The organism is Kordiimonas lipolytica, from assembly GCF_042651265.1.
GTDB classification, from domain to species: domain Bacteria; phylum Pseudomonadota; class Alphaproteobacteria; order Sphingomonadales; family Kordiimonadaceae; genus Kordiimonas; species Kordiimonas lipolytica.
Window position 1 is genome coordinate 81,211 of sequence record NZ_JBHSCR010000036.1, and the last position, 26,262, is coordinate 107,472.

The following is a 26,262-nucleotide window of genomic DNA, read 5'->3' on the forward strand; positions in this document are numbered from 1 at the left end:
GCGTCATGAGCAACTATCGTATTCAAGGCGCCACTGGTGATTGGGAAGTTGTCCTCGGTCTTGAGGTGCACGCCCAGGTTATCTCCAACGCCAAGCTGTTTTCTGGTGCTTCAACCGAATTTGGTGCAGAGCCTAACGCGCAGGTGTCGCTTGTTGATGCGGCCATGCCGGGCATGCTCCCCACGATCAACGCCGAATGTATCCGCCAGGCGGTGCGTACTGGTCTGGCGCTCGGTGCCCAGATCAACAAGCGTTCGGTGTTTGACCGCAAGAACTATTTCTATGCCGATCTGCCACAAGGTTATCAGATCAGCCAGTTCAAGCACCCGATTGTGGGTGAAGGCACGATCACGATCGACCTTGGTGACGGCAAGACAAAAGATATCGGTGTTGAGCGCATCCACCTTGAGCAGGATGCGGGCAAGTCAATGCACGACCAGCATCCGCAGATGACATACGTTGACCTGAACCGGTCTGGCGTGGCGCTGATGGAGATCGTTTCCAAGCCTGATATGTCAAGCCCGGAAGAAGCCGGTGCGTACCTGACCAAACTGCGCACCATCCTGCGCTATATCGGTACCTGTGACGGTAACATGGAGCAGGGCAGCATGCGCGCCGACGTGAACGTATCCGTGCGCAAGCCGGGTGACCCACTGGGCACGCGCTGCGAGATCAAAAACGTGAACTCCATCCGTTTCGTGCGTCAGGCGATCGAATATGAAGCGCAGCGCCAGGTGGACATCATCGAGGACGGCGGCACCATCGACCAGGAAACGCGTCTGTTTGACCCATCGAAGGGCGAGACGCGGTCCATGCGATCCAAGGAAGAAGCGCACGATTATCGCTACTTCCCGGATCCAGACCTTCTGCCGGTTGAATTCGACGATGCCTTTATTGACGCAGCACGTGAAAGCCTGCCGGAACTACCGGACGAGAAGAAAGCCCGTTTTGTCGAAGAATTGGGTGTGTCTGACTATAACGCCAGCGTACTGGTGGGCGAGAAAGAGTCCTGTGACTATTTCGAAGACCTGCTTTCGGCCCTTGCCGCGAAAACCGGCAAGCCATCCCAGAAACTGGCCGCAAAGGCGTCCAACTGGGTGATGGGTGACCTGTTCGGTGCCTTGAACAAGGCAAGCAAGTCCGTCAGCGAAAGCCCGGTATCCGCCAAACAGGGCGCCGACCTTTTGGCGCTGGTTGAAGACGGTACGATTTCGGGCCGGATCGCCAAGGATGTGTTCGAGATCATGTTTGAAACTGGCAAGGACGCGGAAGTCATCGTTGAGGAAAAAGGCCTCAAGCAGGTATCGGACACTGGCGAGATTGAAAAGATCATCGACGAGGTGATTGCGGCCAACCCTGCCCAGCTGGAGCAGTACCGCGCGGGCAAGGACAAGCTGATCGGCTTCTTCGTTGGCCAGGTGATGAAAGCCACCGGCGGCAAGGCCAACCCGGGCATGGTCAACCAGCTTCTGAAGCCAAAGCTGGACGGCTAAGTAAAGCCATCCTCTAATGATTTTGGAAACCACCGGTCAGCCTGGCCGGTGGTTTTTCTTTTGCAGAATAGGCTTTATTGCAGGCAGGGGGGATGCCTCAATTCTGCCACCGGAACAAGAGAGACTGCTGAAGCTGTCAATATTGCAGCACGCAATTGCGGGGACGGTTCACCTGTCTTTATTGCCAAACAAAGGTTCATGCCCCGTTCAGTTTACCGGCCGTATTCTCAGGCACAGGATTAAAGGAGGGCATGATGCAAATGACATCCCTGAAACTCTGGGCCCCGGTATTGATGGCGACAACAATGCTTGCCTTGCCATCCCTTGAAGCTTCTGCTGATGACAAGAAAGACCGCCGTGCTGAATACCGGCGTGAAGCCGCGGCGGAGCAGCGCCGCGAGGCAAGACAGCGGGCGCCAAGACAGACGCGGACAGAGCGACGTGCCCCAAGGCAGCAGCCGGCCCCAAGGCCGCCGCGCACCGAGCAACCGGCTCCACGGCAAGCCCGGACTGAGGCCACAGCCCCAAGGCAGGTTCGGACTGAAGCTACGGCACCAAGGAATGTTCGTGTGCCACGAGAAGTGCGCCAGGATCAGCAGCCCAGCCGTCAGACCTATCGTCTCCAGAATAGTCGCGAACAGGCTAATCGCAATCAGAGGACACGCGACGAGCGCGCGCGTGACCAAAGATCCCGTGACGAGAGGGCTCGTAATCAGACAAACCGCGAGCGTTCCCGCCGGGACGATGCAAGGGGGCGCCGTACTGTCCATGATGATGGCGCGCGCCGTGCATTACGTGACGAACGCCGGACGCGCGCGGAGGCTGACCGTGAACGCCGCAGCTATGACAGCCGTGAAAACTGGCGCGACCAACACCGCGGACGGGATCACCAGCGCAGCAGCACCTGGTGGCGTGACCGCTCGCGCGACCGTGACCGTTATTGGGATCGCAGGTACGGGCGAGACTATAGCTATGGCTATTGGAAAGGGTACCGGAAGGGTTATCGCCACAGCTATCATAACTGGTGGTTCGGGGTGCCCAGCTACACCAGCTATTATTACTTCGGCCACTGGCCCTATTATTCCGGATACTGGCACACCCACGCCACCTGGCTGTGGCATGACCACCACCACCACTATCACTATGGTGGATACTGCCCAGGCTTCGACTATCACTATGATACGCGCTATTCCGTGGGCTATTATGGTGGCGGATCAGACAATGTCGCCGGCACCATCCTTGGCGGTGTGATTGGCGGTATCCTGGGGTCTGAGATCGATGGCGGGCACAACCGCTCTGCCGGGATTATCATTGGTTCCCTCGTCGGGATGGCCATTGGCAACGCGGCGACAAGTGACAGTGGTACGTCCAGCCGGTCCTATGACTCCTATGATTATGACCCTGGGTATCAGGGCCGAGACCCGAACCGTTACTCGCTTGAGGACGAGGTTTACAGTCCGCCGCGCGAAGTGCGGAAGTGCATTGAATATGCCTACCGCCACGGTGAATATGTCTGCCGCAAGTGGGAAGTCGAATATGAGTATGACGACTAAAGCCTGATCCTGAATGGAATTTAGTGAAACAATCAGGGCTGCTGGTCTTTGGATCAGCGGCCTTTATCTTTTTGTTTGGCGCGCCAGCAATGTCAAAAGGGGCAAATAAAAAGGCGGCATCAGCCGCCTTCATTCTCCAATCATTTGTGTCACGCGTTGATCAGAGCACTCGCCCAGTTGGATCAGTTTCTTCTTCCTCTTCGGGCTCGTCTTCTGCAGGTTCAAAGTCCTCCAGGCCGTCGCTTTCGTAGGTGCGCGGCACATATTCTTCTTCCTGCGGCTCGTAATTGCCGTACCGCTCGCGCTCTTCGTATGCTGCATGGTCAAGCCGAATGCGGGTGCGGTCTGCGCCAAATACGATAATGACAGGCGTGCCTTCAGCGAAGGGCTGGCGGTCGGCCTGTACGACGGTGATCAGGTTCCCGCTTTCGGTGCGGATGATATATTCAAACCCGGACGTCTTGCTGGATGATTTGTCGATGCTGCTGCCGATCAGGCCGCCGAGTAAGGCGCCGCCGATGGCGCCGATGACATTTTCAGCGCCGCTGTCGCCCACGGTAGACCCGGCGGCCGCGCCGATGCCGACACCAGCTGCAGTGCCCACACCGCTGTTTGATTTCCTGATTTCCACCCAGCGATAGCTGTCGATGACGCCCCGTTCCACACGCCGGGCCTCGCCCACGGCATAGGAATCATAGGTATGGGGTGATACGCTTTGGGTGCAGGCTGTCGCCGTCAGCGCGAGTGGCAGCAAAAGCGCCAGTTTTTTGTTTTTGATCGTCATGGTGGCTGAACTCCTGGATTTCCTCACCATAGCACTGTTTGCCAGAAACAGGGCCTTTTCATGGCAATGGCAGCATTCCTCCAACTTTACGCCAGTGGGCTGAATGGCCGATGAACGGGGCTTGTCGCCATGTCTTCAAGTCGCAATGAAACTGTCATTACACCGTCATGCCGCTTGCTGATAAGGGCAGGAAATAGCAAAAGAAAAAGGCAGATTCATGCATGACATTACCCTCATTTCGGCACCGGTGCATCCAGAGACGCCGGACGCCCATTGTGGGGCAGTGTTTGAACGCTTTCAAGCGGATCCAAATCTCGTTGCCATCCCTGTGCTAAGTCGTGGTGTGCCGATTGGGCTTTTGAAACGGACGGAGTTTCTTGTGCGACTGGCGGACCGCTTCGGGCGCCCCCTATATGAAAAGCGACCGGTATCGGAACTGATGGACCGTAACCCGCTGGTGGTTGATCATGAAGTCTCAATCGACAGCCTCTATGCCATGCTGATCGACGATCAGCGCCATGCCCTGCAGGAAGGTTTTATCGTAACAGCCGGGGGGCTCTATAAAGGGATCTGCACCTCCCACACGCTGCTGCAACTTCACATGAAGCGGGCGGAACGGCGCATGAAGGCCCTGGATGAAGCCCGGATTGAAGCCGAGGCGGCGACCCGCTCCCGTAGCCAGTTTCTTGCCAACATGAGCCATGAACTCAGGACACCCTTGAACGCAGTGATCGGGTTTGCCGATTTCATCCTGGCAGAGCAGGCCAGGGGGCGGTCGCTTGAAAATGTCTGGAGCTATATTTCTGATATCCGCGAAAGCGGGGCCCATCTTCTGGGTGTGATTAATTCGATCCTGGACTTCACCAAGGTTGAGGCCAACGCTTTCACCCTGCGCGAAGATTATGAAGCCCCGCAGGAAATTATCCACCGGGTGGTGCGCATGATGACAGCAGCTGCGCGAAATAAGAAGATCACCCTCCGGGCTGATGCTGAGGATTTGGGCGTCGAACTGTTTGCTGATTTGCAGGTAACAAAACAGATGCTGATCAATCTGGTGTCTAACGCGATCAAATTTTCGCCTGACGGCGCGGAAGTGACAATTTCTCAGCGTCTCATGGACGATGGCGGTATAGAGATCGTTGTCCTGGACAACGGGCCCGGTATGAACGAGGAGCAGCTTGAACTGGTGCTGCAACCCTTCGTGCAGGGGGATGCCGGTCTTTCTCGGCGGCATGAGGGCACAGGGCTTGGGCTACCCCTTGTGAAAGCCTTTGCGGAAGCCCATGACGGTAGGTTGATACTGGAAAGCCAGCCGGGTGTAGGCACACGGGCTGTCATCCGTTTCCCTGCCGGCCGTTCCGTATCCCGTGAAGGACGCGATTACGCCTATATCTAGCCGGTTTGAAGTGGGAGCAAATTGCTTCTGGTTTTCTGGAATTTTTGCTATGCTCTCAACTGAGCACTGCCAACAAGAAGTAGCTGCCGGTCCGTTCATTCATTCGTGTGTGTCTCCCGCTGTGATGTTTTCACAGGCGGTGGTTGCGCGCCATATTGCGCTCCGCCTAAGGGATGGAGGAATGGAATGGGACGAAAAGACACGGAATTATTCGACTATGTAGCGGAACGTATCGCGAAGGCGGAAGAAGGCGCTTCCGATGCGCTCTATGACCTTGGCCTGCTGTATTCAACCGGGCAGGGGGTGGAGCGCGACTATATCCAGGCACACAAGTGGTTCAATCTTGCTGCCATCCGCGGTGTTCACCGCGCACAGGTGGACCGGTGCGAGCTTGCGAAAGACATGAGCCGCCAGCAGATCGCAGAGGCCCAGCGCCAGGCACGGGAATGGCTGCAGGTGCATTGATGAAAGTTTCATCAAACAGCCGTGGCCAAATGACGTAAAAAAACTATACTGCCCCCAAACTGAAGGAGCGGGGCAGCATGATCCATTTTTCCGAAAACCAGACTTTTCTTGTAACCGGCGCATCCCGTGGGATTGGCGCCGCAACAGCACGTATTCTGCTTGAGGCGGGTGCATCCGTTGTTGGCAGCTATAATTCCAGCGAAGGCGCCCTGGCAGACCTGAAGGCCGAATTCGGCTCCGACCGCTTGCTGGCAGTGAAGGCCAATCTAGGCGAAGTAGGGGCCGGCAAGGCGTTGTGGGCGCAGGCAATGGCCTTCAAGGGCGGCCTGAGCGGGCTTGTGAATAACGCGGGCATCATGCCCGAAACGCCGCTGGATATGGATGACGACAGCTGGCATCAGGCTTGGGCCGATGTGATGGCGGTGAATGTGCAGGCGGTTGCGGACCTTTGCCGCGAAGCCATACGGGATTTTGGCGCTGCGGGCGGTGGCAGGATTGTCACCATCGCCAGCCGGGCATCCTTCCGGGGTGACGGGCCGGAATATTTGAACTATGCCGCCAGCAAGGGGGCTGTTGTATCGCTGATGCGCTCAATCGCCCGCGGTTTTGCGGACAAGGGCATTTATGCCTTCACCATCGCGCCTGGTTGGGTGAAAACTGATATGGCGGCTGTGGCCTTCGAGCCCGGCAACGAATGGATGCTGAAAGAAGTGCCGATGGGTGCCGCAGCGCCGCCTGAAAATATCGGCAGCATGGTTGCCTTTTTCCTGAGCGGCCTGATTGACCATTCGACCGGCTGCACCATCGATATCAACGGCGCGAGCTACGTGCGTTAAGGTCGCACTTGTAAACACTCAGACAAACAAAAACGGCGCCACGTTTTCTTTTTCGTGGCGCCGCTTTCTTTTCTGTATCTAGCTATCAACCTTTGTGTACTTCCAGGGCTTTCTCGATCAGGAAGCCCAGGTGGTCGCGGTGCGCGCGGGTTGCTGCGTCACCCCGCCAGCGCGTCATGTCCTTACCAAGCGACTTGAGCGTCGAGAATGCGTTCGAGCGGGCGACATAGTCGTACTCGTCACCTGATAGGATACCAATCAGGCGCTTGACATAGTGCACCTGCAGCTCCTGGCGGAAGGTGTTTACGGCATCGCGGCTGTCATCTTCGAAGATGGCGTCCGTCAGGTCGGTCATCATCTCGGTAACGCTGTAGCTGTTACCGTAAAGGCCGCTGTCGGTAATCCGCATCAGTGTATTCGGGTGCAGCAGGTGTGCCAGAATATCGGCCTGAATGCTCAGCGCGCGGCCATGCAGGGCAGGGTCTTCGTTGCCGCTGAAGTGGAAGAAGCCACGGCGCTGTATCGCCAGGTGCTGGAACAGGGATGGATCAGCCTGGAAGGCATCTGGCGCGAAGATATAGTCACGCAGCAGCTGCATGGCCTGTTCCTGTTTTTCTTTTTCCACTGGGCGGTAAGGCGCTGTCGCACCTTCCTGTCCTGCCACGGCACGGTCCACATACACGCCGCCCACATAGCGGGAAGCAACGCGCCCCTGCCATGCCATGTCAGCTGTCAGGATCAGGTAGGCGTTCCTGAGCTCCTGATAGCTCTGGCCATCTGTCGTGAATTTCTGGCGGAGTTTGCCCATGGCATCGCGGTCCAGCCTCAGTCGGTCGTTCGCGAATTGAACGGCGTCATCAGTCATGTCAAAGATGTTGACGCGCGGATCGATTGCCTTGCCTGGTGCGCGCATGTCGTCCGCGTCGTTACCAAACACAAGGCCCTTTTCAGTTGACCGCGCAAGGTGGGCTTTCATCTTGTCTGGGTCGTCCAGGTCAGGGTCGTAGCCGAACTGAATGGCCCAGATGTCATAGGTGCCAGGGCGAACCGTATAGTAATGCGCCTGCTTTTCACCCGGAGGGGCGAAGTTGATGCTTGGATAATCCATCACCGAGCCGGCAAGGCCTTCTTCCTGCGCTTCGATGTCATAGGTTTCTTCGTAAGCGCGGGCCTGCGTGGCCTTCATATTGTGGTTCAGGCCCAACGTGTGCCCGACCTCATGAAGCATCAGGTAATAGATAGCTTCTTCCACCAGCTTTTCGCTGGCTTCTGGGCCAGCATCGGTAATGGCAGCCAGCGTCTTGCCCAGCATGTTGTTGATCTGCAGGTGGCCTGCCAGGTTGCAGTTGCGACCGTGTGCCTTGACCGACTGCATGAAGTCTTCCATCTGGCTGTCTTCAGTCTGAAGGCCCAGCGCGGCATTTTCAAAGACTTTGCTGGCGTTCATGCGGTTTGTCAGGAATGAATATTCCAGCATGATGTCTGCTGCAAGAATCTGGCCTGTGCGCGGGTTGGAGAAGCTCGGGCCATAGCCGCCAAATGGTGGTTGCGGGCTTGAGGTCCAGCGAAGCACATTGTAGCGGATGTCTCCAGCGTCCCATTCGGCGTCGTCTGGCTGTTCCTTCACCACGACGGCGTTCTTGAAACCAGCGGCTTCAAACGCGATGTTCCAGGCTTCCACAGCTTTCTTGATCGTTGGGCGTAGCTCTACAGGCGTGGTGTTCTCAATCCACCAGGTGATCGGCTCAACGGGCTCGGAAATCTCGGCGCTTGGATCTTTCTTCACAAGGTGCCAGCGGTTGATCATATCGCGCCAGGGCGTTGCGCCGTGGTCGGTCATGTCGTTGACATAGTCGAGGAAATAGCCGACCCGGGCATCGTCAAAGCGTGGTTTGAAGTCATTCTCCGGCATCGCTACCAGCGTGTGCTGTACGGAAACCGTCACATTGCGGGCATCGGTAATTTCGAACCATTGGCCCCGGTTCATCGGGGTCGGGTTGGTATAGACATAGTCAACTGTAACCGCTGTATTTTCAGGGTAGTTGTTGACGGCCGCGATCTTGGTTTTGCTGCCATCAAGCTTGCCAAGGTTGAAGCGCTCCCATGGCTTGAGGCGAGGGTTAGGCGTCGGTTTGACCTGGTCGAAGGCTTCTGAGCGGAACAAGCCTGTGACGTTGATGAGATAGCTTTTGCCGTCTTCGGATTCCGCATCGATCGAATGGGACGCGATCGTTGCAGGGGAGATATTGGCGTCTTTCGCCTTCGACAGCGCGTTGTCTGGATCAAAGTAGAAGTATGGGTTTACTTCCACGAACTGGAGCTTCTTGAAGTGCTTCTCGATGCGGAAGACTTTCTGCTGGCGGTATTGGCCGCGGAAGTGGCCCCCTTCAACAACGCCGTCCGCTGTGTGGGAGAAATAGATGAATTCCTTGCCCAGTTGGTCCTCGTGGACCTCCATCATCAGCGTTCCGTTTTTAGGATCCTGATACAGTTTGAAAAGGCCATCGATTTCGGTCTTGTCCTTGACCAAATCCGCGATGGTTTTTTCCTTCTTCTTTTTGTCTTCTTCACCCGCCTCTTCAGCTTCGTCGTCGGCCTTTTCTTCTTCTTTGGCCTCAGTATCCTCTTCCTGTTTCTTGGCGACAGCCGGCTTGGCGGGCTTGTCGTCTTCTGCAGCGATCGTCGGCGCAACGAATGCGACAGCACCCAGCGCAACGCCTGCTAACAGGAAACGGAATTTCTGGTCCAGGTTATTCACCTTGCTTCTCCTCGATGATGTTGGCCGCCTTTGGCGATCCTCCCCTTAATGCCCGGCTGACAAGCCTATTGCCTGCCGGAAGCTTATTGTCCCAAAAGCAAAAAATGAGTGTCACCAACGCATTCCGGCGAGTCAATGTCCGTATGCTCAGTTAATCCTTTTTGGAAACCGTTTCGTCGCATTTTGGCGACCGGGCTCAGCGTGCCCTGCGAACCATGTCTTCAAAATTGGTCACAAACGCGTCACACCCTTCTTCGGGCTCACGCGCGGCTGCACCTGCAAGAACATTCTTGAATTCAAGCTTGCCCAGGACTTTTTCATAGTCGTCCTTGGACAGAATGGCCAGGCGGGCTTCTGCCTTGGCTATGAATTCGTCGATCATATCCTCGTCTGCTTTGCAGTATTGGGCGCTGCCAGCGACTTTCGCGCTGCTGCGGGCAAAGTTGAGGAGCTCGTTTTCATCTGCGTGAGACGCTGGAATGCCGCTGCCGATCGTGAAGGCCATGATGAGGCCGAATGCAATGGTGTTTTTCATTGTCATCATTCTTGTTTTTGATTCCTGAGGTCACATTAGCGAGGCAAAATGTGGCATGCAAGTGACCTCACGAATAATTAGGGGAACTCGAACTCAAGTGGCTCGCCGCTTGATGTGATGTCGCCGGCCAGCCGCCGCCCCTTTACCATTACCATCACTGAATTAATCTGCCCGGGCAGCCGGTCGATCAACAGGCTGTTCATGACTTCCATTGTCTCTGGTGCCCTGGGAAGATCACTTTCAAGATAGATGAATACTTCCTGGTCACGGTATTCCAGCCCCAGGAATGTCAGGTCAACAGGATCGCCATTGACAGTAATATGCAGATGCCTGGACACAAGGGGTGCCGCGCCGCTTTCCAGTGCGTCAAAATGATCTGGGTTCAGAAAGCTCAGCCGTTCGCCGTGATCAACTGAAATTCGCGCTTCGAGCAGGTCGGCATGCATCTGCATGATGACTTCAAGTGAACCATCCCTGTCGTTCCATTCAATTTCAGTCAGGGTGGCGAAGGCGCTGTGGGCCAGCGCGGCCGTTGTGAATAGGGCAAGGATTGTCAGTTCCACGGTGAAGGTGCGCAGTGATTTTATCATTACAAATCAACTTCTTGGCTAAAGGTCAGGCTGTGGCATATTCGAAACCGACAACCCGGTTCCTGCCGTAAGCCTTGGCACTATAAAGCGCCTGATCGGCCCGGTCGAGAGCGGGCTCAATCGTAATTTCTTCAGGCTGCCACTGGGCCACCCCGATGCTGGTGGTGAAGCGGAATTTTTCATCTTCCCATTTGGTCTGGTGCTTGGCCGTCTGCCGGCGAATATCCTCTGCAAGGCGGATGGCAGCATGCATGTTCGAACCAGGCAGGATTGCGGCGAACTCCTCCCCGCCCATGCGGCCGACAAAACCATGGTCGCTCACGCTGTTATTGATGATGCCGGCAAAATCCCTGATTGCGACATCGCCTGCCGCATGGCCATAGGTGTCGTTGATGCGCTTGAAGTGATCGATGTCCATCATGATCACCCAGATTTCCGTGTCTATCGCGGCGGAGACGGTTTCTTCGCCGCGCGCAGTGAACCGGCGACGGTTCAGGAGGCCGGTGAGCGAGTCAGTGTTGGCCAGGCGCCTGAGTTCTGCCTGTTTTGCTTCAAGCTCTGCCTTGGCGTGATACAGCTGTTCAGCCAGTTCCGCTGTTCGGGCGGCATCGGCTTCCACCATTGACTGGTGCATGGCGCTATCGTTGTTTGCCTGCTGGACATGCGTGATGTCGCGGAGGAACCAGATGCGCCTGCCATCGTCGTCGAGCGGGCGCGTATTGCGTTCAATTACCCGTCCATCCTTAAGGTTCAGCATCTCGGAAAACTGGATATCGGGGGAGGCCAGGACGGCCTCTACCACTTGGTCTGCCTGTGCGCGGTCTCCAAGTTCCCGGTGCCAGCCATCAAACAGCTTGGAGATATCATGGGAAGGGTCAAAATTGGTGATCAGGCGCTGCGCTATGGCGTTGGCAGCCAGCACTTTACCATTGATCCCTGAAATAAGGACACCGTCTGGCAGGCGGTCTGGATCAAGCAGCAGCTTGCCCCTGCCAGCTTGTCCCGGTTTGATAAGGCCATAGAGCGTGATTATGAACAGACAGCCGAGGCAGAACAGTCCAGCCAGAAAGAAGGGCAGTTCCAGTGGCATATCTGGGCCCAGACCACGTCCCAGCAACAAGAACGTGAATGCAGCCAACCCCAAAACCGCTTTAACTATGTCTAGCTTAGCCATAGTACCCGTACATCATCCTCAAACCCCGGAGGCAAAGGACCCCACAACGCTCTCTTTGTCAAGGGGCCAGCCCAGGTTGAAACCAGTCTAACGGACCAAAAGTAAAATTTTGAAGAACATGGTGAAAAAGAAAGGGAGGCCGAAGCCTCCCGATCGTCTTTGCAAAGTAGCAGGGGTGATCCACCTAGTCCTTCTTATCCGACTCGGCTTCTTTCTCACCGTCCAGCACCTCTTTCATGAGGTTGCGGCCAGCTTTACGCTTATAGAGCTCCACGCGAGACATAACAGGCTTGGCAGGCCAGGCATTGTTGGTCTCGTCCGCATCGGCAATTTCATGGTACGGATCAAGCGTAATGGACTTGATCTGTTTGTCGCGGACCAGCAGCTTTGTGACCTTTTGGGCATTTTCACGCCAGATTTCCGCGGCAATGCGGACTTCTTCGTGGCTGCCGTCTTCATATTCCACGTCGAGGATAAGTGGCATTACAAGGCCGCCGATATTCTCGAAATCAATGAAGTAAAGGTCGTGGCCGAATTTCAGCAACTCTTTTTCCCAGTCCTTCAGGCCCTTGAGCTTGCCGGCATAGGCCTTCTTCTGCTTCTCGGTGACGATGAAATCGTCGTTTTCGTTATAGAAATCCAGAAGCTCCGGGAAACGGTCGATCCGATAATTCAGGTTTGCCGCCTGATCACGCATCTCACCGATATAGACCTTGTCCTTGCGGTCTTGCTCCCGTTTGATCGGGTTCTCAACCTCAGGGTCTTCGGTGTTGATGCGGGCATGGGTTACGCCCGTGATGGCGATATCCACATGGTCGGTGGTGTACCACCAGCCGCGGAAGAACCAATCCAGATCCTTGGCGCTGGCGTCTTCCATGGTGCGGAAGAAGTCAGCGGGGTAGGGGCGCTTGAATTTCCAGCGACGGCTGTATTCATGGAATGCGAAATCAAACAGTTCGCGGCCCATGATGGTCTCACGCAGAATGTTGAGCGCCACAGCAGGCTTGGTATAGGCGTTCGGGCCATAACCGATGATGCTGTCTGATTGCGTCATGATTGGCGTCTGGTTCGGGCTCGTCATGTATGATAGTACGCCCTTCGGCACAGAACGGCGGGCAGGATAATTGGCTTCCCACTCGCGCTCTGCCATCGACTGCAGGAAGCTGTTGATGCCTTCGTCCATCCAGGCCCAGTTGCGCTCGTCCGTGTTGACCGTCATCGGGAAATAGATGTGGCCGATTTCATGAATGATCACCGAGATCAGGCCGTATTTGGTGCGACGGGAGTAGGTGCGGGTTTCGCTGCCGTCTTCGTTTTTCTCGATTTCAACAGGATAGCCGTTTGATGTGATCATCGGATATTCCATGCCGCCGCCGATTGGGCCGTGTACGGACCAGGCAACAGGGTAGGGGTATTCGAATGAATAGCGGCTGTAGGTATCCAGTGTGTGGGCGATTGCCTGCGTGGAATATTTGTCCCACAGCGGCATTGTCTCTTCCGGATAGAGCGACATGGCCATTACGGTGCGACCGCTGTCTGGCAGCTTCACTCCCCAGGCATCCCAGACGAATTTCCGCGAGGACGCAAAGGCGAAATCGCGCACGTTTTCTGCCTTGAAGTGCCAGGTCTTGGTGCCGTCAGTGCCTTCTTTCTCGTTCTCAAGGGCTTCTTCGCGGTTGACGATAAAGACGGGGCGATCCGCCGTGCGGGCTTCATCGAGGCGCGCGCGCTGTTCTTTCGTCAGAACATCCTTCGGGTTTTGAAGCTCGCCTGTCGAGCCGACGATATGGTCAGCAGGTACAGTGATCTCAACGTCATAATCACCGAACTCAAGCGTGAATTCACCGGTGCCAAGAAACTGCTTGTGCTCCCAGCCAGCCAGATCTGTGTAGGCTGCAAGACGCGGGAACCACTGGGCGATAAAGAAGACATCGTTGCCGTGACGCTCATACGGCTGGTAGCCGCCGCGAGCCCACATGGCCTTGCCTTCCGGCACATTGAAGTGCCAGTCGATGGAGAAATCGAAGCTTGCGCCCGGCTTCAGCGGCTTGGGCAGGTCGATACGCATCATGGTGTCGACAACGGTGTACTTTAGGTCCTTACCGCCTGACTTGACGCTGTTCAGCTTGAAGCCCCAGTCCTTGCCTTCAGTGCGGGCAAGGAAGCGCAGGGTGCTGTAACCCATCTTCTTCGATGCCTCTTCGCCCATTTCCATGGTGGTATAGGCGTCAGAGTGTTTGGAAAAACGGTTCTGGTCCAGCTGCAGCCACAGGTATGTCAGCGTATCGGGGCTGTTGTTCTCATAGTGGATGGACTCAGAGCCGTGGATCTGGCGGGCCTTTTCGTCCAGCCGGACCTTGATCTTGTAATCTACCTGTTGCTGCCAGTAGGCATGGCCAGGCGCGCCGGAGGCGGTACGATAAACATTCGGCGTAGGAAGGTCCGCTTCCAGCTGCCGGAACTTGTCGTTGAATGTACCTTTGGTTTGCACATTGGCATCCCCAAAGGCCGGGAAGGCAACCAAAGCTGCCAAAACAATCCCGATAAATCTCATGTTTCTGCCCTTCATTAGATTGGATTGCTCACATTTGCTGGCGGCGACCCTATGCCACAAATCTGCTCTGGGCAAGACTATGGCAAAAATGTGTCGCATCAATAATCCAAAGTTTAGCAAATGGAGCGAAGGGCGCTTGCAAATGGGTTCGTAAAAGCTGTGGACGCGCAGAAATGACAAGAGCCAATAGTAGAGGACCAAGACCATGAATGTCTGGAAAAAGACGATAGCGATTTCCGCAACCGCACTGTTCGCCACCGGTGTGCTGGCGGTGGACGGTTCGAAAGAACGCAGAGCCGAGCATGTTGAAAACATGAAAGCCCATCTTGAAGAACGCTTCAATGATTTGGACAGCAACAAAAATGGCGTTGTCAGCCATGCGGAGATGATGGCGAAAGCGCAGGAAAAGTTTGCGGAATTTGACAAGAACAGCGACGGCTACTTGACGCTTGAAGAACTGCCGAAGGAAATGCCCATCCCTGAACACGCCAGGGAGCGCATGAAAAAACGGGCAGAACGGATGAAGGAGCGCATGGACGAGCGGGGAGAAGATTTCGAACCGGACGATATGCCGGACCCGTCAGGCCCGCGTCATGGCCGATTTGAGGGCAAGCCCACACGGCTGCATTTCATCGCAAAGCACGACCGGGACGGCGACGAGCGTATTTCGCTTGAAGAATTTGCAGCCAAACCAGTCGGTCATTTCAAGCGGATGGATGTGAACGGTGACGGTGAAGTCACCAAAGCGGAACTTCTTGAAGCTGCCAAAGCACGCAGAATGAAGAAAGGTAAAGGCCACCGGATGCAGCCCCACTTTAGGCGGTGACTTTCAAGAACTCTCCTCCCAAGTGAGGCTGACCTTCTGGCTGGTACCCGAAGCGGTACGTATGTTTCGATCAGGAGAGCCTCAAGCACACCCAGCCCATGGACTTACCCCTGTGGGCTGGGAGTGTCATAAATTCAAGCCACCTCTTGCTAGGCGCTGTCATCCTGCTGGATGGGCGGCAAGTGGTTCGCAGGAGCCAATATTGCCGACCACTCCTCAAGCTCCGCATTGGTGACATTGGCTGTTTCCTGCAGTCTTTCCCAATCCAGGATGCTGAGATATCCGTGGCTTACATGACATACGTTTCGTTGCCGCAGGCTGGAGAGTAGGCGATTGACATGGATTTTCGAGACCCCGATCAGGTCTGCCAATATCTCCTGCGTGATCGGGATGGGTTCCATATAGTTGCCAATTTTCCCACAAAGCGACAGGCAGGCCTTGAGGAGAAGGCGACAAAGCCTTTCCTCTGCGTTGCGGTGACACAGGTCGAAGGTGCGGTCCGTCAGGGCCATGAACTGTCGTTCCATCAGTCTCTGGAAGAACTGAAAATAGCGACCATTGCCTCGAATGCGGGCGGTGAAATTATCTACATTGATGATGCAGACACTGAGTTTGGTGATCGCACGGGAACTGCACCCGGTGCGATTGCTGAAGATGTTGGGCCAGCAAAGGATGTCGCCGTCGCTGTAAATACCGCCCAGCTGGCGTTCACCATTGGGCATCATTCGGAAGGAATAGGCCCAGCCGTGCCTGATATGAACCATTTGCCCGGGTTTGAGGAAAGTCGACACCACTTGCCGCGCAGGTACCTCATGGTGCCCGGCGATCAAGTCGCTAACGTCCTCAGAAGGCTTATACTTACAGTCTTCCGGCCCACCATGGTGCGGACAGATTTGACAAAAACCACTCACAAATAGCCTCCCAAATGGCAATCTTACCCCCATAAGATGCCGCTATTTCTCTTAACTATAGAAGTCCCATCGAGAGAGCATAGTTAAACCTTGTTAACCTAAGTTAATAGGTGCCGCCTTGCTGCTTCATGTAGGCGCTACGTATATTTCTATACATCAGGTAACGCTACGGAAATCGGCATTTATTATTGCTGATTGCCCGCAAGCATCAGGCATAGGCGAAGCAGATACCCATGACATCCGGAAAATATCCTGGCGAGGAACGTGTCTTCGACACAGACAAAATCATCGTCAGCAAGACTGACTTGAAGGGCCGGATCACTTATGTGAACCGGCTGTTTTGTTCCATTGCAGATTATGCCGAAGATGAATTGATCGGACGCCCCCACAACATCATCCGTCATCCGGCTATGCCGCGGGGCGTGTTCGAGATGCTCTGGACACGGCTGCAGGCAAAGAAGGAAATCTTCGCTTACGTTATCAACAGCACAAAAAGCGGCGACTATTATTGGGTGCTCGCCCATGTGACGCCCAGTTTCGACCAGTCCGGGCAGGCGGTTGGGTATCATTCCAACAGGCGCGCTCCGCGCAAAGCCGCGCTCGACATCATCCGGCCGATTTACGACGAAATGCTCAAAATTGAGGCCAAATCCGACCGCCGAAAAGACGGTATTCAGGCAAGCTGTCACTTTCTGGAACAGTGGCTGCAGGAAAAAGGGGTGAACTACGATGAATTTATTTTCTCGATTTAACCCGAAAGAGGGGCTTACAGGCAAGATCAGCGGCCCCGAGCTGGACACGCTGATGGATGTCTGTCGCGCTGTTTGTGCGGGGGAAACCAATATATCGCTTCCTGAAGGTGGCGAGGCGGAGGCCCTGTCGCCCATTTGGGCCGTGGCGCAAGCCCTTGTGGCAAAATCCCGGCAGTGTGAGCAATATGAGCGGGAGATGGCCGCCGTCACAGATACGCTTGCAAAGGTCACGGGCGGCGACCTTGAAAGCAGGGTTCCTCTTCAGGAAGATGCAAACGAAGCCTTTTGCGAACTCAGGCATCAGGTGAACGATTTCATTGATATGTCCGACGCCTTCATTCGCGAAGCAGGGGCTGCGATGGAATTCGTCCGCGATGATCTTTACTACCGCCAGGTGCGCCGAACCGGTTTTGGTGGCGCATTCAGGCATCAGGCAGGCGTTATCAATGGTGCCCTTGACGCGATGCATGAACGCCAGAAGGCATCAGCGGCAATCACTGAAAAATTCAGCGGCAATGTGCGAAATGTTGTGGCCAGCATGTCGGAAATGCGGGCTGCGGTGGAGATGCTTGCGGATACGGCACGTGAATCTTCAAGTCGCTGCACTGCGGCCAACAACACCGTTCTGGGGGCAGAGGAAGCCGTAAAATCGGTGGCTGCAGCATCGGAGGAAATGACATCCTCCATCAATGAGATTAGCCGGCGGGTGTCGATGTCATCCTCTGATATTCAGTCTGCCGTGGACGAGGCAACAAATGTGGAACAGATCGTTCAGGATCTGGTTGTGGCGTCTGACAAGGTCACGTCAATCATTCGCCTGATTGAGGAAATATCGGACAAAACGAACCTTCTTGCCCTGAATGCCACCATTGAGGCGGCGCGTGCAGGGGAGGCTGGCAAAGGTTTCGCCGTCGTGGCAAGCGAGGTAAAGGCGCTGGCGTCCCAGACAGGGCGGGCCACCGGTGATATTGCCGACCAGATCGGCGCTATCCAGCAAGCAGCAGGAAATGCGGCGGACTCAATTCGGAAAATCACAGACACCATTGAGAGCATGAACGAAAGCTTTGGTATCGTGGCAGGAACCATGAGCGAGCAGAATGCGGCCACGCAGGAGATCAGCGAACATGCCCAATCCGCCTTCACCATGACCAGTTCTTTGGGCCATGATCTCAGGGAAGCATCTGTTGATGCCCAGAAGACGGGAACGGCCGCAGAACAACTCCGTTCTTCGACCGAGCGCCTGTCGGCGGAATCAGACGCGTTGCTGCAGGAACTGGACGCCTACCTGCAGCGCTAACGGCTAACCTGACGGCTTTGTTGACTGCAAAAAGCAAAACTTGCTTTTTGCAGGAGATAAAATGCGTGGTTTTGCAAGCCGGGGGTGCCTTCTGCCTATTGCCCTTTGACCTGCGCGGCGTTAGGGTGCGCCGAGATTTTTTACAGTAAAAGGCCATCGGTATGTTTAAAGGCTCAATCCCAGCGCTAATCACCACCTTTACGGCAGACGGTAAAGTTGACGGTGACACGTTCCAGAAGTTTGTCGACTGGCAAATCAAGGAAGGCAGCCACGCGCTTGTGCCTGTGGGCACCACGGGTGAATCCCCTACGCTGAGCCATGACGAGCACAAGCTGGTGGTCGAGCTTTGTGTGGAAGCCGCCGGTGGCCGCGTGCCGGTGATCGCGGGTGCGGGCTCAAACAACACGCTGGAAGCCATCGGGCTGATCAAACACGCCGAAAAGGTTGGGGCCGACGGTGCGCTTGTCGTGACGCCTTACTATAACAAGCCAAGCCAGGCTGGCCTTTATGCCCACTTCAAGGCGGTGCATGACGCCTCTGATCTGCCGATCATCATCTATAACATTCCCGGCCGGTCTGTGGTGGACATGGCCACTGACACGATGGCACAGCTTTTTGAGTTGCCGCGGATAGTTGGTGTGAAGGATGCGACGGGTGATCTGGACCGCTGCGCCAGCCAGCGCGCTGCCATGGGACCGGATTTCATTCAACTGTCCGGCGAAGATGCCACGGCGCACGGCTTTAACGCCATGGGCGGCGTGGGCTGTATTTCCGTGACTGCGAATGTGGCCCCAAGCCTGTGTGCGAAAATGCAGGAAGCCTGCCTGGCGGGTGACTATAAAACAGCGCTTGCCATCCAGGACAAGCTTATGCCGCTGCACCGCGCCATGTTTGCAGAACCAAGCCCGGCGCCGGCCAAATATGCCTGCTCAACACGGGGCATCGGCACCGATATGGTTCGCCTGCCGCTGTTGCCGGCCACGGAAGCGCTTCGTTCGACTTTGGATGCAATTCTGCATGATCTCGAACTTGAGACTGTAGCGCTTGGATAACCCACATGGCTGGCAAGAATAAAAACAAGAAAAAGGGCGGAACCCTGCCAAATCGTGTCGCGGCGGATAACCGCAAGGCGCGGCACCTTTATCATATAGAAGACGAATATGAGGCGGGGATCGTGCTATCTGGCACCGAAGTGAAATCGCTTCGGAACGGTGAAGCCAACATCCGCGAAAGCTACGCCGAAGAAAAAGATGGCGAGCTGTGGTTGGTGAACGCCCATATCCCTGAATTTTCCCACGGCAACCGCTTCAATCACGAGCCACGCAGGCCGCGGAAGCTTCTGATGCACCGGCGCGAGATCAACCGTCTTGCGGGCGCGGTCCAGCGCCAGGGCTATACACTTGTGCCGCTGAAGGTCTATTTTACAGAACGGGGCAGGGCCAAGATCCTGATCGGCCTTGGCAAGGGTAAGAATGTCCGCGACAAGCGTGAGGACGTCAAACAGCGTGACTGGGCGCGCCAGAAATCCCGCCTGATGAAGGAAAACGGCTAGGCGTCACCCGCCCCGGGTGGCACGGTTATCAGGAATTTGACAGGGCTTTCAGGCCCGCCTGCAGACACGTGGTTCCAGCCTGTTTTCAGTTTCGCCGTGGCATTCAGCGTATATTTCCCCAGTTTCTGGCCATTCACCATGGTGCCGTGCTGGCTGCCCAGATCCCTGATCCAGATGCTGCCGTCCCGCTTGATGACCTCAAAATGACTGTCTGAAAGCTCTGGCGTGTGATTAAGCGGCACCTTCAGCGTTACGGCGCCCACGATTGCATGATCACTCTTGCTTGAGATATTGCCGACGGTGAAGGGGAATTCCTTCACTTCCGTAAAGGTCAGCAGTTTGTCGGCGACAAGGCGGCTTTCCCCCTCAATGATGGGGTGCTTGCTTTTATATTGGGCTGGCTGGTCCGTCTTTTCCTGGATTGCGCTCTGGATGGCGTAGGAGCTCCTGAGCCGGTTTGCCAAAGTGTGCACAACATGGCGCACAAGGGGGTCGGAAAAGCTTTTGCGGAAGGCTTCGGCAGTGATGAAAAGCGCGATGGTGTCGCGCGAGGCGCGGGCGGTCACCGAATGCTTCTTCTTCTCAATCACACTGACTTCACCAAGCAGTTCGCCGCTGCCAAGCGCCGCAATATGGTGACTGTTTTCCCCTTCAAAACGCCAGATATCAATCTGGCCGTCCAGAATCATGTATACGCCGGTGCTGTCGTCATCCTGCGCATAGATGATGTCCCCCTTCTTGAAGGTGACTTGTTCGCCCATGCTTGAAGGTTGGACGGTCATACGGCCTCCTTATCCTGCCTCTCTGGGGGATTCTACCTTGTTTTTTACCACCGGTAAATGTGCAGAAAATACCATATCTTGTGGTCTTATCTGAAAATTAAGGAATTTATAGTGTAATTGAGTCGTCTAGAACGACAAAGGTAAAAGCAATGGCAGATTATATCCTCCCCCGGACTTATGCACACACCATTGCAGCCATGCGCCCAAATCTCACTCGGGCGTTGATCATGGCGGTGGAAAGCGGTGACGCGGCGACGGCCGCCAGCCTTTTCCCCGTCGTTGCAGGCCCTGGGGCCGCAGCCCATATGGGCCCCCGGGATGTGCTTGATAAGGTCGGAGCCTGGCTCTCCAGCCAGTCCGAACTAGCGAATGAAGTGATGGCGGCTTGAGGCCGTCGTCGCTTTCCTCCTGAAGTTCTGAGTATCCGTTCCGAGTAAGAGCGGCGGTGTAGCCCCCATTGCACCGCCGCTTTCCTATTGATGCAGGCTATGTCCGGCCTGACCATAAGGCTAAAGGTTTGCCGCCTTCTTCAGGTCAGCTAGGGCGGCCAGGAACATTTCCCGCGTCAGCCGCCTGGTGTTCACGTTGTAGCGTGAGCAGTGATAGCTATCGATGAGTGTCAGGCCATTCGGCAAGCTATGCACCGCCTGATGCGCGAACGGATAGTCCGCAAGCTTCAGCCCGAGCGTGCGCAGCGTGGCATCGTGGGCAATTTTCCCAAGGGCAAACAAAGCCTTCAGGTTTGGCAGTTCCCTAATGCGGCTTTCCAGGAACGGGCGGCATTTGGCGGCCTCAGCTGCCGTCGGTTTGTTCTCTGGCGGCACGCAGCGCACAGCGTTGGTTATCATGATGCCGTCCAGGTCAAAGCCGTCCTTGGGGTCATTCTCGAACTGGCCGGTTGTGAGCCCGGCTTCCTGCAGGCAGCTGAACAGCATCTCGCCTGACGCGTCGCCCGTGAATACGCGGCCTGTCTTGTTGGCACCGTGCAGCCCTGGTGCCAGGCCCACGATCAGGGCGCGGGCGCCTTCTGGCCCGAAACTGGGTGCCGCGCCATTGAAATAGTCTGGGAAGGCGCGCTCGTTCTTGCGCCGGAAGGCCACAAGGCGCGGGCAGCGGCTGCAGCTAGGTTTCGGTTCAGCGGGATATCGGGGCATTGGCGGGCCTCTGGACACAGGAAAGGCGGCCAAAGCCGCCTTGATCATTGGTTGGCCGGGACTTTAGCCTGTCCGTCAGGTGCTTTCAACCTGAAGGTCTTCATAAGCTTTGCGCGTGTCGGGCTGGCGCGAGTTGCCGCCGGACGTGCGCCCGATCACATCACGCAGGTTCTCCAGGTCAACGAACTGGTCGGCCTGACGTCTCAGTTCATCTGCGATCATGGAGGGCTGGGTCCTGTTCGAGCTGACGACAGTGGCGCGCACGCCCCGGCGCTGGATGGCTTCCAGCAAGCGGCGGAAATCGCCGTCGCCGGAGAAAAGCACAACATGATCCAGCGCGTCAGAGATATTCAGCATATCAACCGCGATTTCGATATCCATGTTGCCCTTGATCTTGCGGCGGCCATGTTCATCCGTGAATTCCTTCACGGGTTTTGTCACCAGCGTAAAGCCGTTATAATCCAGCCAGTCAATGAGCGGCCTGAGCGGGGAATATTCCTGGTCTTCAAGAATAGCTGTGTAATAGAAAGCGCGCACCAAGCGGCCTTTTTCGGAAAAATGCGCCCTTAGGCTTTTATAATCGATCTCCATGTCGAGAGCACGGGCAGTAGCGTAAAGATTGGCGCCGTCGATAAATAGGCCGAGACGCTCTTCTGGATAGAAAATCATAAGAGGTCCAATCGCTTAAAAATTTAAAAATCACCAAGCAACAAAATCGCGTACAAACTATGCTTTGATCATGCTATCAGGGGCTTAAGTTTTGGTAAATTTGGGTTGAATAATTGACCCTTTCCAGCAACTTTTCCGGGGGGAGCATATGTCAAAGCAACAAGTCGTATTAGGCGTTGGGGCAAACCTGCCGTCACATGCCGGTCAGCCTGCCGATACAATCAAAGCCGCAATTGCCGATCTTGCAATTCGTGCAGGCAAGATGCTTGCAGTTTCCCCAATCTACCGGACAAAAGCTGTCACCCTTGATGGGGACGAAAACGTGCCCGATTTTGTGAACGGCTGTGTGCTGATTGAGACAAGCCTGAACCCTGATGACCTCCTTGACATTTGCAAGAGGCTGGAAGCCGACTATGGCCGGATGATCGCCGCACGCTGGAGCGCCCGCACACTTGATATTGACCTGATCAGCTATGGTGACATGGTGCTGCCGTCGCTTGAGGGCTGGACGGCCCTGGCAGAAAGCGAAGACCCAGCGGCCTATACCGAAGAACCCATGGTGCCGCACCCGCGCGCTCACAAACGCGCCTTCGTGCTTATGCCAATGAACGACATAGCCCCGAATTGGCAGCATCCTGTTTTAAAACAAACGGTTAGTGAGCTTTTGTTGAGCATGCGGCAGCAGGGCCTCTGTGTTGGCGTCAAACAAATTGCTGCTGGCATATAAGTTGATTGCGATTATAGTGATTCCAAGCTTTACAGGGGCGGGTGGCGCCTGTATAAGCGGGCGCTCGTATGCCGGACGGCTGAAGCCAGTACCGGCGGACAGAAGAATTGGAGAATAAAGCATGGCTCGCGTTACCGTTGAGGATTGCGTTGATAAAGTAACCAACCGGTTTGATCTGGTGCTCGCTGCTGCACAGCGTTCCCGTCAAATCTCTTCCGGTGCTCCGCTTGAGGTTGAGCGCGACAACGACAAGAACGCCGTTGTGTCCCTGCGCGAGATCGCGGAAGAAAAAGTCGTGGCTGATGACCTGATGGAATCAGTGATCCACGGCCTCAGGAAAGTAGTAGAATCCGACGAGCCGGAAGAAGTGGATATGTCCATTCTGATGGCCGGTATGGAAGATGGCGACGCGAAGAAAGACAGCGCGGAATAAGCCTTTTCCAAAAACGGAATACCCAAAAAGCCCGGCCACATGGTCGGGCTTTTTTTATGGTTGCTTTACCGATGTTGGCTAAGGCTGAATAAGGGCTGGATTAATCCGCCAGAACCATTATTTCTGTCTATTCGGTGTTGTGTAAAAGACGAAGTGAGAAGAACGCGTGATCCGTCAGTTTGAGCTTGTTGAGAAGGTCAGGGCCTACGACAAGAATGTCGATGAAGCCTTGCTTAACAGGGCCTATGTGTTTGCAATGAAAGCACATGGCACGCAGACACGCGCGTCCGGGGACCCGTATTTTTCGCATCCGCTGGAGGTTGCGGGCATCCTGACGGACATGAAGCTGGACGGCAATACCATCGCCACAGCACTTCTCCATGACGTTGTTGAAGACACGGTCGCCACCATCGAAGAGATCGAAGAGCTCTTCGGCCCCAAGGTTGCTGAACTGGTTGACGGGGTGACCAAACTCTCGAAAATCGAGATGCAGACCGAAAGCCTCAGGCAGGCGGAAAACTTCCGTAAATTCCTGCTGGCCATGTCGAACGATATCCGCGTGCTTCTGGTGAAGCTGGCCGACCGGCTGCACAATATGCGCACGCTTTTCTACATCAAAAAGCCTGAAAAACGGCGTCGTATCTCGCTTGAGACGTTGGAAATCTATGCGCCGCTGGCCGAGCGGATCGGTATGCATGAGTTGAAGGACGAGCTTGAGCATCTGTCGTTCCAGCATCTTGACCCGGAAGCGATGGAATCAATCAATGCCCGCCTGCATTATCTGATTGAGGAAAGCCCGGACCTTGAAAAAGACATGGTCGAGGCCCTGAGCAACCTGATGAAGGATAAGGGCATCGAGGCCAAGGTCAGCGGACGGATAAAGCGACCATATTCCATCTGGCGCAAGATGGAGCGCCAGAATATCACCTTCGAGCAGTTGTCTGATGTCATGGCGTTCCGTGTGAAGGTGGATGACGTTGAGGAATGCTACAGGGCGCTTGGGGTTGTGCACCAGACGTTCCCGATGGTGCCGGGCCGCTTCAAGGACTATATCTCCACCCCGAAACGAAATTTCTACCGGTCTATCCACACCACGGTGATCGGCCCGCAGAATTACCGGCTGGAAATCCAGATACGCACCCACAAGATGCATGAGCAGGCTGAAATCGGTGTGGCCGCGCACTGGCAGTACAAGCAGGGCGCCGAACAGGTTGAGGGTTCACAGTACCGCTGGGTGCGTGAACTTCTGGAAATTCTGGAACATACGAATGATCCCGAGGAGTTCCTTGAGCACACCAAGCTTGAGATGTTCCAGGACAAGGTGTTCTGTTTCACGCCGAAAGGGGAGTTGGTTTCCCTGCCGCGCGGTTCATCCACGGTGGATTTCGCCTATGCGGTGCACACGGAAGTGGGCGACCACTGCGTTGGCGCTAAGGTCAATGGCCGGATGGTGCCGCTTAGGCACCAGTTGCAGAACGGTGACCAGGTTCAGATTCTGACGTCCAAAGGCCAGTCGCCATCGCCGCGCTGGGACAGCTTCGTGATCACCGGCAAGGCACGGTCTGCCATCCGCCGCCACGTCAAGCACAAGCGCAAGGTGGAATACGGCCAGCTTGGCCACACGCTGATTGAAAAAGCCTGTCGCCGCAATGGCCTTGATTTCTCTGACCGGGTGATCGAACAGGCGGCCAAGGTGCTGAATCTTGATGACGCGAACATGCTCTATGCGCTGGTGGGGCAGGGCACGCTGACGGAAGAGGAAATCCTGCGCGCGGCATTCCCCGGCTTCAAGGAAGATGCCCGCGGCGAAGGCCTGCCGGAAGTTCACCACGACTGGGAGGAAACGGGCGGCAATGCAGTGCCCATTTCCGGTATTAACCAGGAATCCGCCATTCATTTTGCTGAATGCTGCCACCCCGTACGCGGGGACCGGATCGTGGGTATTCGCGTTCCGGGCAAGGGAGCGGAAATCCATACCATCGATTGCAGTACGCTGAGCCACTATGATGACCACCCGGACCTTTGGCTGGACCTACGCTGGGAAGACGGCGAGGGCGACGGTGCCTTCTACACGGGCCGTCTTCGCCTTGAAGTGGTCAACGAACGCGGCGCGCTTGCAAGCATTGCTGCAACGGTTTCCAAGGGTGGCGGTAATATCTCGAACCTCGAGATCCCGGATCGCGACCCGGAATTTTATGTGATGGTTGTGGATGTGGAAGTGCGCGATGTGAAACATCTCAATGACATTAGCCGTGCGCTTCGGGTCAGCCGTGTAATCAGCCGCGTGGACCGGGTAATCGGATAAGGCTGTCATTTCGCCGCATAAAGCCTGAAATTGCTTGACCTTCGGCCACGCGCGCACTATCCGCGCTATAGCTATTTTTACATTCGCCGGAAACAGGAGCTTGAGCCATGGACCAGGAAGCGGTTTTGAACGAATTTCGCGCGGCGGACGCGCTTCTTGAAGGCCATTTCAAACTGTCCTCCGGGCTCCACAGTTCTGTCTATCTGCAGTGCGCACGGGTGTTGATGAACCCTGAGCGTGCGGGCCGCCTGTGTGCCGCTTTCGCTGAAAAGCTGAAAGCCACAGGGGTAGAGATCGACCTGGTTGTCAGCCCGGCAATGGGGGGCGTGATCGTGGGCTATGAAGTCGCCCGCCAACTGGGTGTGAACAGCATCTTCTGTGAACGCGTTGAAGGCGAGTTCAAGTTTCGCCGGTTCGACCTGCCACAGGGCGCGCGTATCCTGATGATGGAGGACATTATCACCACTGGCCTGTCGTCCCGCGAATGTATTGAAACCATTAACGCTGCTGGTGGTAATGTTGTGGCTGCTGGCTGTCTGATCAACCGCTCTGGCGGTCGGGCTGACGTTGGCGCGCCGATCACGGCGCTGGCAACCATCGACGCACCAACTTATAAGCCGGAAGACCTGCCGGAAGAGTTGAAAGCCATCCCTGCCGTCAAGCCGGGTAGTCGTGGCCTGAAATCATAACTGCCTTTCGGGGCATAGAGAAAGTAG

At 55.7% G+C, this 26,262-nt stretch carries 25 protein-coding genes; 15 read left to right on the forward strand and 10 right to left on the reverse strand.

The window, feature by feature from the left end; all coding sequences use genetic code 11:
- The first annotated feature begins 5 nt into the window (after positions 1 to 5).
- Positions 6 to 1,493, forward strand: coding sequence for an Asp-tRNA(Asn)/Glu-tRNA(Gln) amidotransferase subunit GatB (gatB, locus tag ACFO5Q_RS18495; RefSeq protein WP_068144462.1), 1,488 nt, complete (start codon positions 6 to 8; stop codon positions 1,491 to 1,493).
- A 254-nt stretch (positions 1,494 to 1,747) separates the two neighbouring features.
- Positions 1,748 to 3,046, forward strand: a complete 1,299-nt coding sequence (locus tag ACFO5Q_RS18500) for a glycine zipper 2TM domain-containing protein (RefSeq protein WP_068144458.1) — start codon at positions 1,748 to 1,750, stop codon at positions 3,044 to 3,046.
- A 160-nt stretch (positions 3,047 to 3,206) separates the two neighbouring features.
- Here ACFO5Q_RS18500 and ACFO5Q_RS18505 read toward each other — a convergent pair whose 3' ends face one another.
- Positions 3,207 to 3,830 (reverse strand): glycine zipper domain-containing protein, encoded by a 624-nt coding sequence (locus ACFO5Q_RS18505; RefSeq protein ID WP_068144456.1) that lies wholly within the window; start codon positions 3,828 to 3,830, stop codon positions 3,207 to 3,209.
- 217 nt (positions 3,831 to 4,047) lie between these two features.
- On the opposite strand from ACFO5Q_RS18505, the gene ACFO5Q_RS18510 reads away from it, so the two are divergent.
- The 3 genes from ACFO5Q_RS18510 (at position 4,048) to ACFO5Q_RS18520 (ending at position 6,527) form a co-directional block, all read left to right on the forward strand.
- Complete coding sequence (locus ACFO5Q_RS18510) at positions 4,048 to 5,226, forward strand: ATP-binding protein (protein WP_068144451.1); 1,179 nt, start codon at positions 4,048 to 4,050, stop codon at positions 5,224 to 5,226.
- Between the two features lie 186 nt (positions 5,227 to 5,412).
- Positions 5,413 to 5,691: an SEL1-like repeat protein gene (locus ACFO5Q_RS18515; RefSeq protein ID WP_068144446.1), complete on the forward strand. Its 279-nt coding sequence runs from the start codon at positions 5,413 to 5,415 to the stop codon at positions 5,689 to 5,691.
- Positions 5,692 to 5,768: 77 nt separating this feature from the next.
- On the forward strand, positions 5,769 to 6,527 hold the full coding sequence (locus tag ACFO5Q_RS18520; protein WP_068144443.1) for an SDR family NAD(P)-dependent oxidoreductase: 759 nt from the start codon (positions 5,769 to 5,771) through the stop codon (positions 6,525 to 6,527).
- A gap of 85 nt (positions 6,528 to 6,612) precedes the next feature.
- Here ACFO5Q_RS18520 and ACFO5Q_RS18525 read toward each other — a convergent pair whose 3' ends face one another.
- From ACFO5Q_RS18525 to ACFO5Q_RS18545, 5 genes are all read right to left on the reverse strand, one after another.
- A complete protein-coding gene (locus ACFO5Q_RS18525; RefSeq protein WP_068144438.1) occupies positions 6,613 to 9,285 on the reverse strand; it encodes a zinc-dependent metalloprotease in 2,673 nt (890 codons plus the stop codon).
- Positions 9,286 to 9,481: 196 nt separating this feature from the next.
- Complete coding sequence (locus ACFO5Q_RS18530) at positions 9,482 to 9,829, reverse strand: hypothetical protein (RefSeq protein WP_068144437.1); 348 nt, start codon at positions 9,827 to 9,829, stop codon at positions 9,482 to 9,484.
- 68 nt (positions 9,830 to 9,897) lie between these two features.
- On the reverse strand, positions 9,898 to 10,410 hold the full coding sequence (locus ACFO5Q_RS18535) for a DUF6702 family protein (protein ID WP_068144435.1): 513 nt from the start codon (positions 10,408 to 10,410) through the stop codon (positions 9,898 to 9,900).
- Between the two features lie 25 nt (positions 10,411 to 10,435).
- On the reverse strand, positions 10,436 to 11,500 hold the full coding sequence (locus tag ACFO5Q_RS18540; RefSeq protein WP_068144433.1) for a GGDEF domain-containing protein: 1,065 nt from the start codon (positions 11,498 to 11,500) through the stop codon (positions 10,436 to 10,438).
- 268 nt (positions 11,501 to 11,768) lie between these two features.
- Positions 11,769 to 14,138: a M1 family metallopeptidase gene (locus ACFO5Q_RS18545; RefSeq protein WP_068144430.1), complete on the reverse strand. Its 2,370-nt coding sequence runs from the start codon at positions 14,136 to 14,138 to the stop codon at positions 11,769 to 11,771.
- A 205-nt stretch (positions 14,139 to 14,343) separates the two neighbouring features.
- Here ACFO5Q_RS18545 and ACFO5Q_RS18550 point away from each other — a divergent pair, with 205 nt between their 5' ends.
- Complete coding sequence (locus tag ACFO5Q_RS18550; protein WP_068144427.1) at positions 14,344 to 14,964, forward strand: EF-hand domain-containing protein; 621 nt, start codon at positions 14,344 to 14,346, stop codon at positions 14,962 to 14,964.
- 149 nt (positions 14,965 to 15,113) lie between these two features.
- Here ACFO5Q_RS18550 and ACFO5Q_RS18555 read toward each other — a convergent pair whose 3' ends face one another.
- Positions 15,114 to 15,875 (reverse strand): Crp/Fnr family transcriptional regulator, encoded by a 762-nt coding sequence (locus ACFO5Q_RS18555; protein WP_197420945.1) that lies wholly within the window; start codon positions 15,873 to 15,875, stop codon positions 15,114 to 15,116.
- 233 nt (positions 15,876 to 16,108) lie between these two features.
- On the opposite strand from ACFO5Q_RS18555, the gene ACFO5Q_RS18560 reads away from it, so the two are divergent.
- The 4 genes from ACFO5Q_RS18560 to smpB all read left to right on the forward strand — a co-directional run bounded on the left by ACFO5Q_RS18560 (position 16,109) and on the right by smpB (position 19,476).
- Positions 16,109 to 16,627 (forward strand): PAS domain-containing protein, encoded by a 519-nt coding sequence (locus ACFO5Q_RS18560; protein WP_068144421.1) that lies wholly within the window; start codon positions 16,109 to 16,111, stop codon positions 16,625 to 16,627.
- Complete coding sequence (locus tag ACFO5Q_RS18565; protein WP_068144418.1) at positions 16,605 to 17,924, forward strand: methyl-accepting chemotaxis protein; 1,320 nt, start codon at positions 16,605 to 16,607, stop codon at positions 17,922 to 17,924. Before ACFO5Q_RS18560 ends, ACFO5Q_RS18565 begins: the two co-directional genes overlap by 23 nt.
- 161 nt (positions 17,925 to 18,085) lie before the next feature.
- Positions 18,086 to 18,976, forward strand: coding sequence for a 4-hydroxy-tetrahydrodipicolinate synthase (gene dapA / locus ACFO5Q_RS18570; RefSeq protein WP_068144415.1), 891 nt, complete (start codon positions 18,086 to 18,088; stop codon positions 18,974 to 18,976).
- A 5-nt stretch (positions 18,977 to 18,981) separates the two neighbouring features.
- Positions 18,982 to 19,476 (forward strand): SsrA-binding protein SmpB, encoded by a 495-nt coding sequence (smpB, locus tag ACFO5Q_RS18575; protein ID WP_068144412.1) that lies wholly within the window; start codon positions 18,982 to 18,984, stop codon positions 19,474 to 19,476.
- On the opposite strand, the gene ACFO5Q_RS18580 is transcribed toward smpB, so the two are convergent.
- Positions 19,473 to 20,258, reverse strand: a complete 786-nt coding sequence (locus ACFO5Q_RS18580; protein ID WP_068144409.1) for a cyclic nucleotide-binding domain-containing protein — start codon at positions 20,256 to 20,258, stop codon at positions 19,473 to 19,475. The genes smpB and ACFO5Q_RS18580 overlap by 4 nt on opposite strands.
- 149 nt (positions 20,259 to 20,407) lie before the next feature.
- Here ACFO5Q_RS18580 and ACFO5Q_RS18585 point away from each other — a divergent pair, with 149 nt between their 5' ends.
- Complete coding sequence (locus ACFO5Q_RS18585) at positions 20,408 to 20,647, forward strand: hypothetical protein (RefSeq protein WP_068144406.1); 240 nt, start codon at positions 20,408 to 20,410, stop codon at positions 20,645 to 20,647.
- 120 nt (positions 20,648 to 20,767) lie between these two features.
- Here ACFO5Q_RS18585 and ACFO5Q_RS18590 read toward each other — a convergent pair whose 3' ends face one another.
- Positions 20,768 to 21,412 carry a uracil-DNA glycosylase gene (locus tag ACFO5Q_RS18590; RefSeq protein WP_068144739.1) on the reverse strand — a complete coding sequence of 215 codons (645 nt, stop codon included), beginning with the start codon at positions 21,410 to 21,412 and terminating at the stop codon, positions 20,768 to 20,770.
- Between the two features lie 75 nt (positions 21,413 to 21,487).
- Entirely contained in the window at positions 21,488 to 22,081 is a 594-nt protein-coding gene (locus ACFO5Q_RS18595; RefSeq protein ID WP_068144404.1) for a LabA-like NYN domain-containing protein, read from the reverse strand.
- Positions 22,082 to 22,229: 148 nt separating this feature from the next.
- On the opposite strand from ACFO5Q_RS18595, the gene folK reads away from it, so the two are divergent.
- The 4 genes from folK to pyrE all read left to right on the forward strand — a co-directional run bounded on the left by folK (position 22,230) and on the right by pyrE (position 26,235).
- On the forward strand, positions 22,230 to 22,808 hold the full coding sequence (gene folK, locus ACFO5Q_RS18600) for a 2-amino-4-hydroxy-6-hydroxymethyldihydropteridine diphosphokinase (RefSeq protein WP_068144399.1): 579 nt from the start codon (positions 22,230 to 22,232) through the stop codon (positions 22,806 to 22,808).
- A 121-nt stretch (positions 22,809 to 22,929) separates the two neighbouring features.
- Positions 22,930 to 23,241, forward strand: a complete 312-nt coding sequence (gene rpoZ / locus ACFO5Q_RS18605) for a DNA-directed RNA polymerase subunit omega (RefSeq protein WP_068144395.1) — start codon at positions 22,930 to 22,932, stop codon at positions 23,239 to 23,241.
- Between the two features lie 166 nt (positions 23,242 to 23,407).
- On the forward strand, positions 23,408 to 25,546 hold the full coding sequence (locus ACFO5Q_RS18610) for a RelA/SpoT family protein (RefSeq protein ID WP_068144392.1): 2,139 nt from the start codon (positions 23,408 to 23,410) through the stop codon (positions 25,544 to 25,546).
- A gap of 107 nt (positions 25,547 to 25,653) precedes the next feature.
- Positions 25,654 to 26,235 (forward strand): orotate phosphoribosyltransferase, encoded by a 582-nt coding sequence (pyrE, locus tag ACFO5Q_RS18615; RefSeq protein WP_068144389.1) that lies wholly within the window; start codon positions 25,654 to 25,656, stop codon positions 26,233 to 26,235.
- The last annotated feature ends 27 nt before the right edge of the window (positions 26,236 to 26,262 follow it).

Bases quoted from the DNA above. Each gene is read 5' to 3' on its own strand.
- gatB (WP_068144462.1), top strand. From the start codon at position 6: ATGAGCAACTATCGTATTCAAGGCGCCACTGGTGATTGGGAAGTTGTC.
- ACFO5Q_RS18500 (WP_068144458.1), top strand. From the start codon at position 1,748: ATGCAAATGACATCCCTGAAACTCTGGGCCCCGGTATTGATGGCGACA.
- ACFO5Q_RS18505 (WP_068144456.1), bottom strand. From the start codon at position 3,830: ATGACGATCAAAAACAAAAAACTGGCGCTTTTGCTGCCACTCGCGCTG.
- ACFO5Q_RS18510 (WP_068144451.1), top strand. From the start codon at position 4,048: ATGCATGACATTACCCTCATTTCGGCACCGGTGCATCCAGAGACGCCG.
- ACFO5Q_RS18515 (WP_068144446.1), top strand. From the start codon at position 5,413: ATGGGACGAAAAGACACGGAATTATTCGACTATGTAGCGGAACGTATC.
- ACFO5Q_RS18520 (WP_068144443.1), top strand. From the start codon at position 5,769: ATGATCCATTTTTCCGAAAACCAGACTTTTCTTGTAACCGGCGCATCC.
- ACFO5Q_RS18530 (WP_068144437.1), bottom strand. From the start codon at position 9,829: ATGATGACAATGAAAAACACCATTGCATTCGGCCTCATCATGGCCTTC.
- ACFO5Q_RS18535 (WP_068144435.1), bottom strand. From the start codon at position 10,410: ATGATAAAATCACTGCGCACCTTCACCGTGGAACTGACAATCCTTGCC.
- ACFO5Q_RS18540 (WP_068144433.1), bottom strand. From the start codon at position 11,500: ATGCCACTGGAACTGCCCTTCTTTCTGGCTGGACTGTTCTGCCTCGGC.
- ACFO5Q_RS18545 (WP_068144430.1), bottom strand. From the start codon at position 14,138: ATGAGATTTATCGGGATTGTTTTGGCAGCTTTGGTTGCCTTCCCGGCC.
- ACFO5Q_RS18550 (WP_068144427.1), top strand. From the start codon at position 14,344: ATGAATGTCTGGAAAAAGACGATAGCGATTTCCGCAACCGCACTGTTC.
- ACFO5Q_RS18560 (WP_068144421.1), top strand. From the start codon at position 16,109: ATGACATCCGGAAAATATCCTGGCGAGGAACGTGTCTTCGACACAGAC.
- ACFO5Q_RS18565 (WP_068144418.1), top strand. From the start codon at position 16,605: ATGAATTTATTTTCTCGATTTAACCCGAAAGAGGGGCTTACAGGCAAG.
- dapA (WP_068144415.1), top strand. From the start codon at position 18,086: ATGTTTAAAGGCTCAATCCCAGCGCTAATCACCACCTTTACGGCAGAC.
- smpB (WP_068144412.1), top strand. From the start codon at position 18,982: ATGGCTGGCAAGAATAAAAACAAGAAAAAGGGCGGAACCCTGCCAAAT.
- ACFO5Q_RS18580 (WP_068144409.1), bottom strand. From the start codon at position 20,258: ATGACCGTCCAACCTTCAAGCATGGGCGAACAAGTCACCTTCAAGAAG.
- ACFO5Q_RS18585 (WP_068144406.1), top strand. From the start codon at position 20,408: ATGGCAGATTATATCCTCCCCCGGACTTATGCACACACCATTGCAGCC.
- ACFO5Q_RS18590 (WP_068144739.1), bottom strand. From the start codon at position 21,412: ATGCCCCGATATCCCGCTGAACCGAAACCTAGCTGCAGCCGCTGCCCG.
- ACFO5Q_RS18595 (WP_068144404.1), bottom strand. From the start codon at position 22,081: ATGATTTTCTATCCAGAAGAGCGTCTCGGCCTATTTATCGACGGCGCC.
- folK (WP_068144399.1), top strand. From the start codon at position 22,230: ATGTCAAAGCAACAAGTCGTATTAGGCGTTGGGGCAAACCTGCCGTCA.
- rpoZ (WP_068144395.1), top strand. From the start codon at position 22,930: ATGGCTCGCGTTACCGTTGAGGATTGCGTTGATAAAGTAACCAACCGG.
- pyrE (WP_068144389.1), top strand. From the start codon at position 25,654: ATGGACCAGGAAGCGGTTTTGAACGAATTTCGCGCGGCGGACGCGCTT.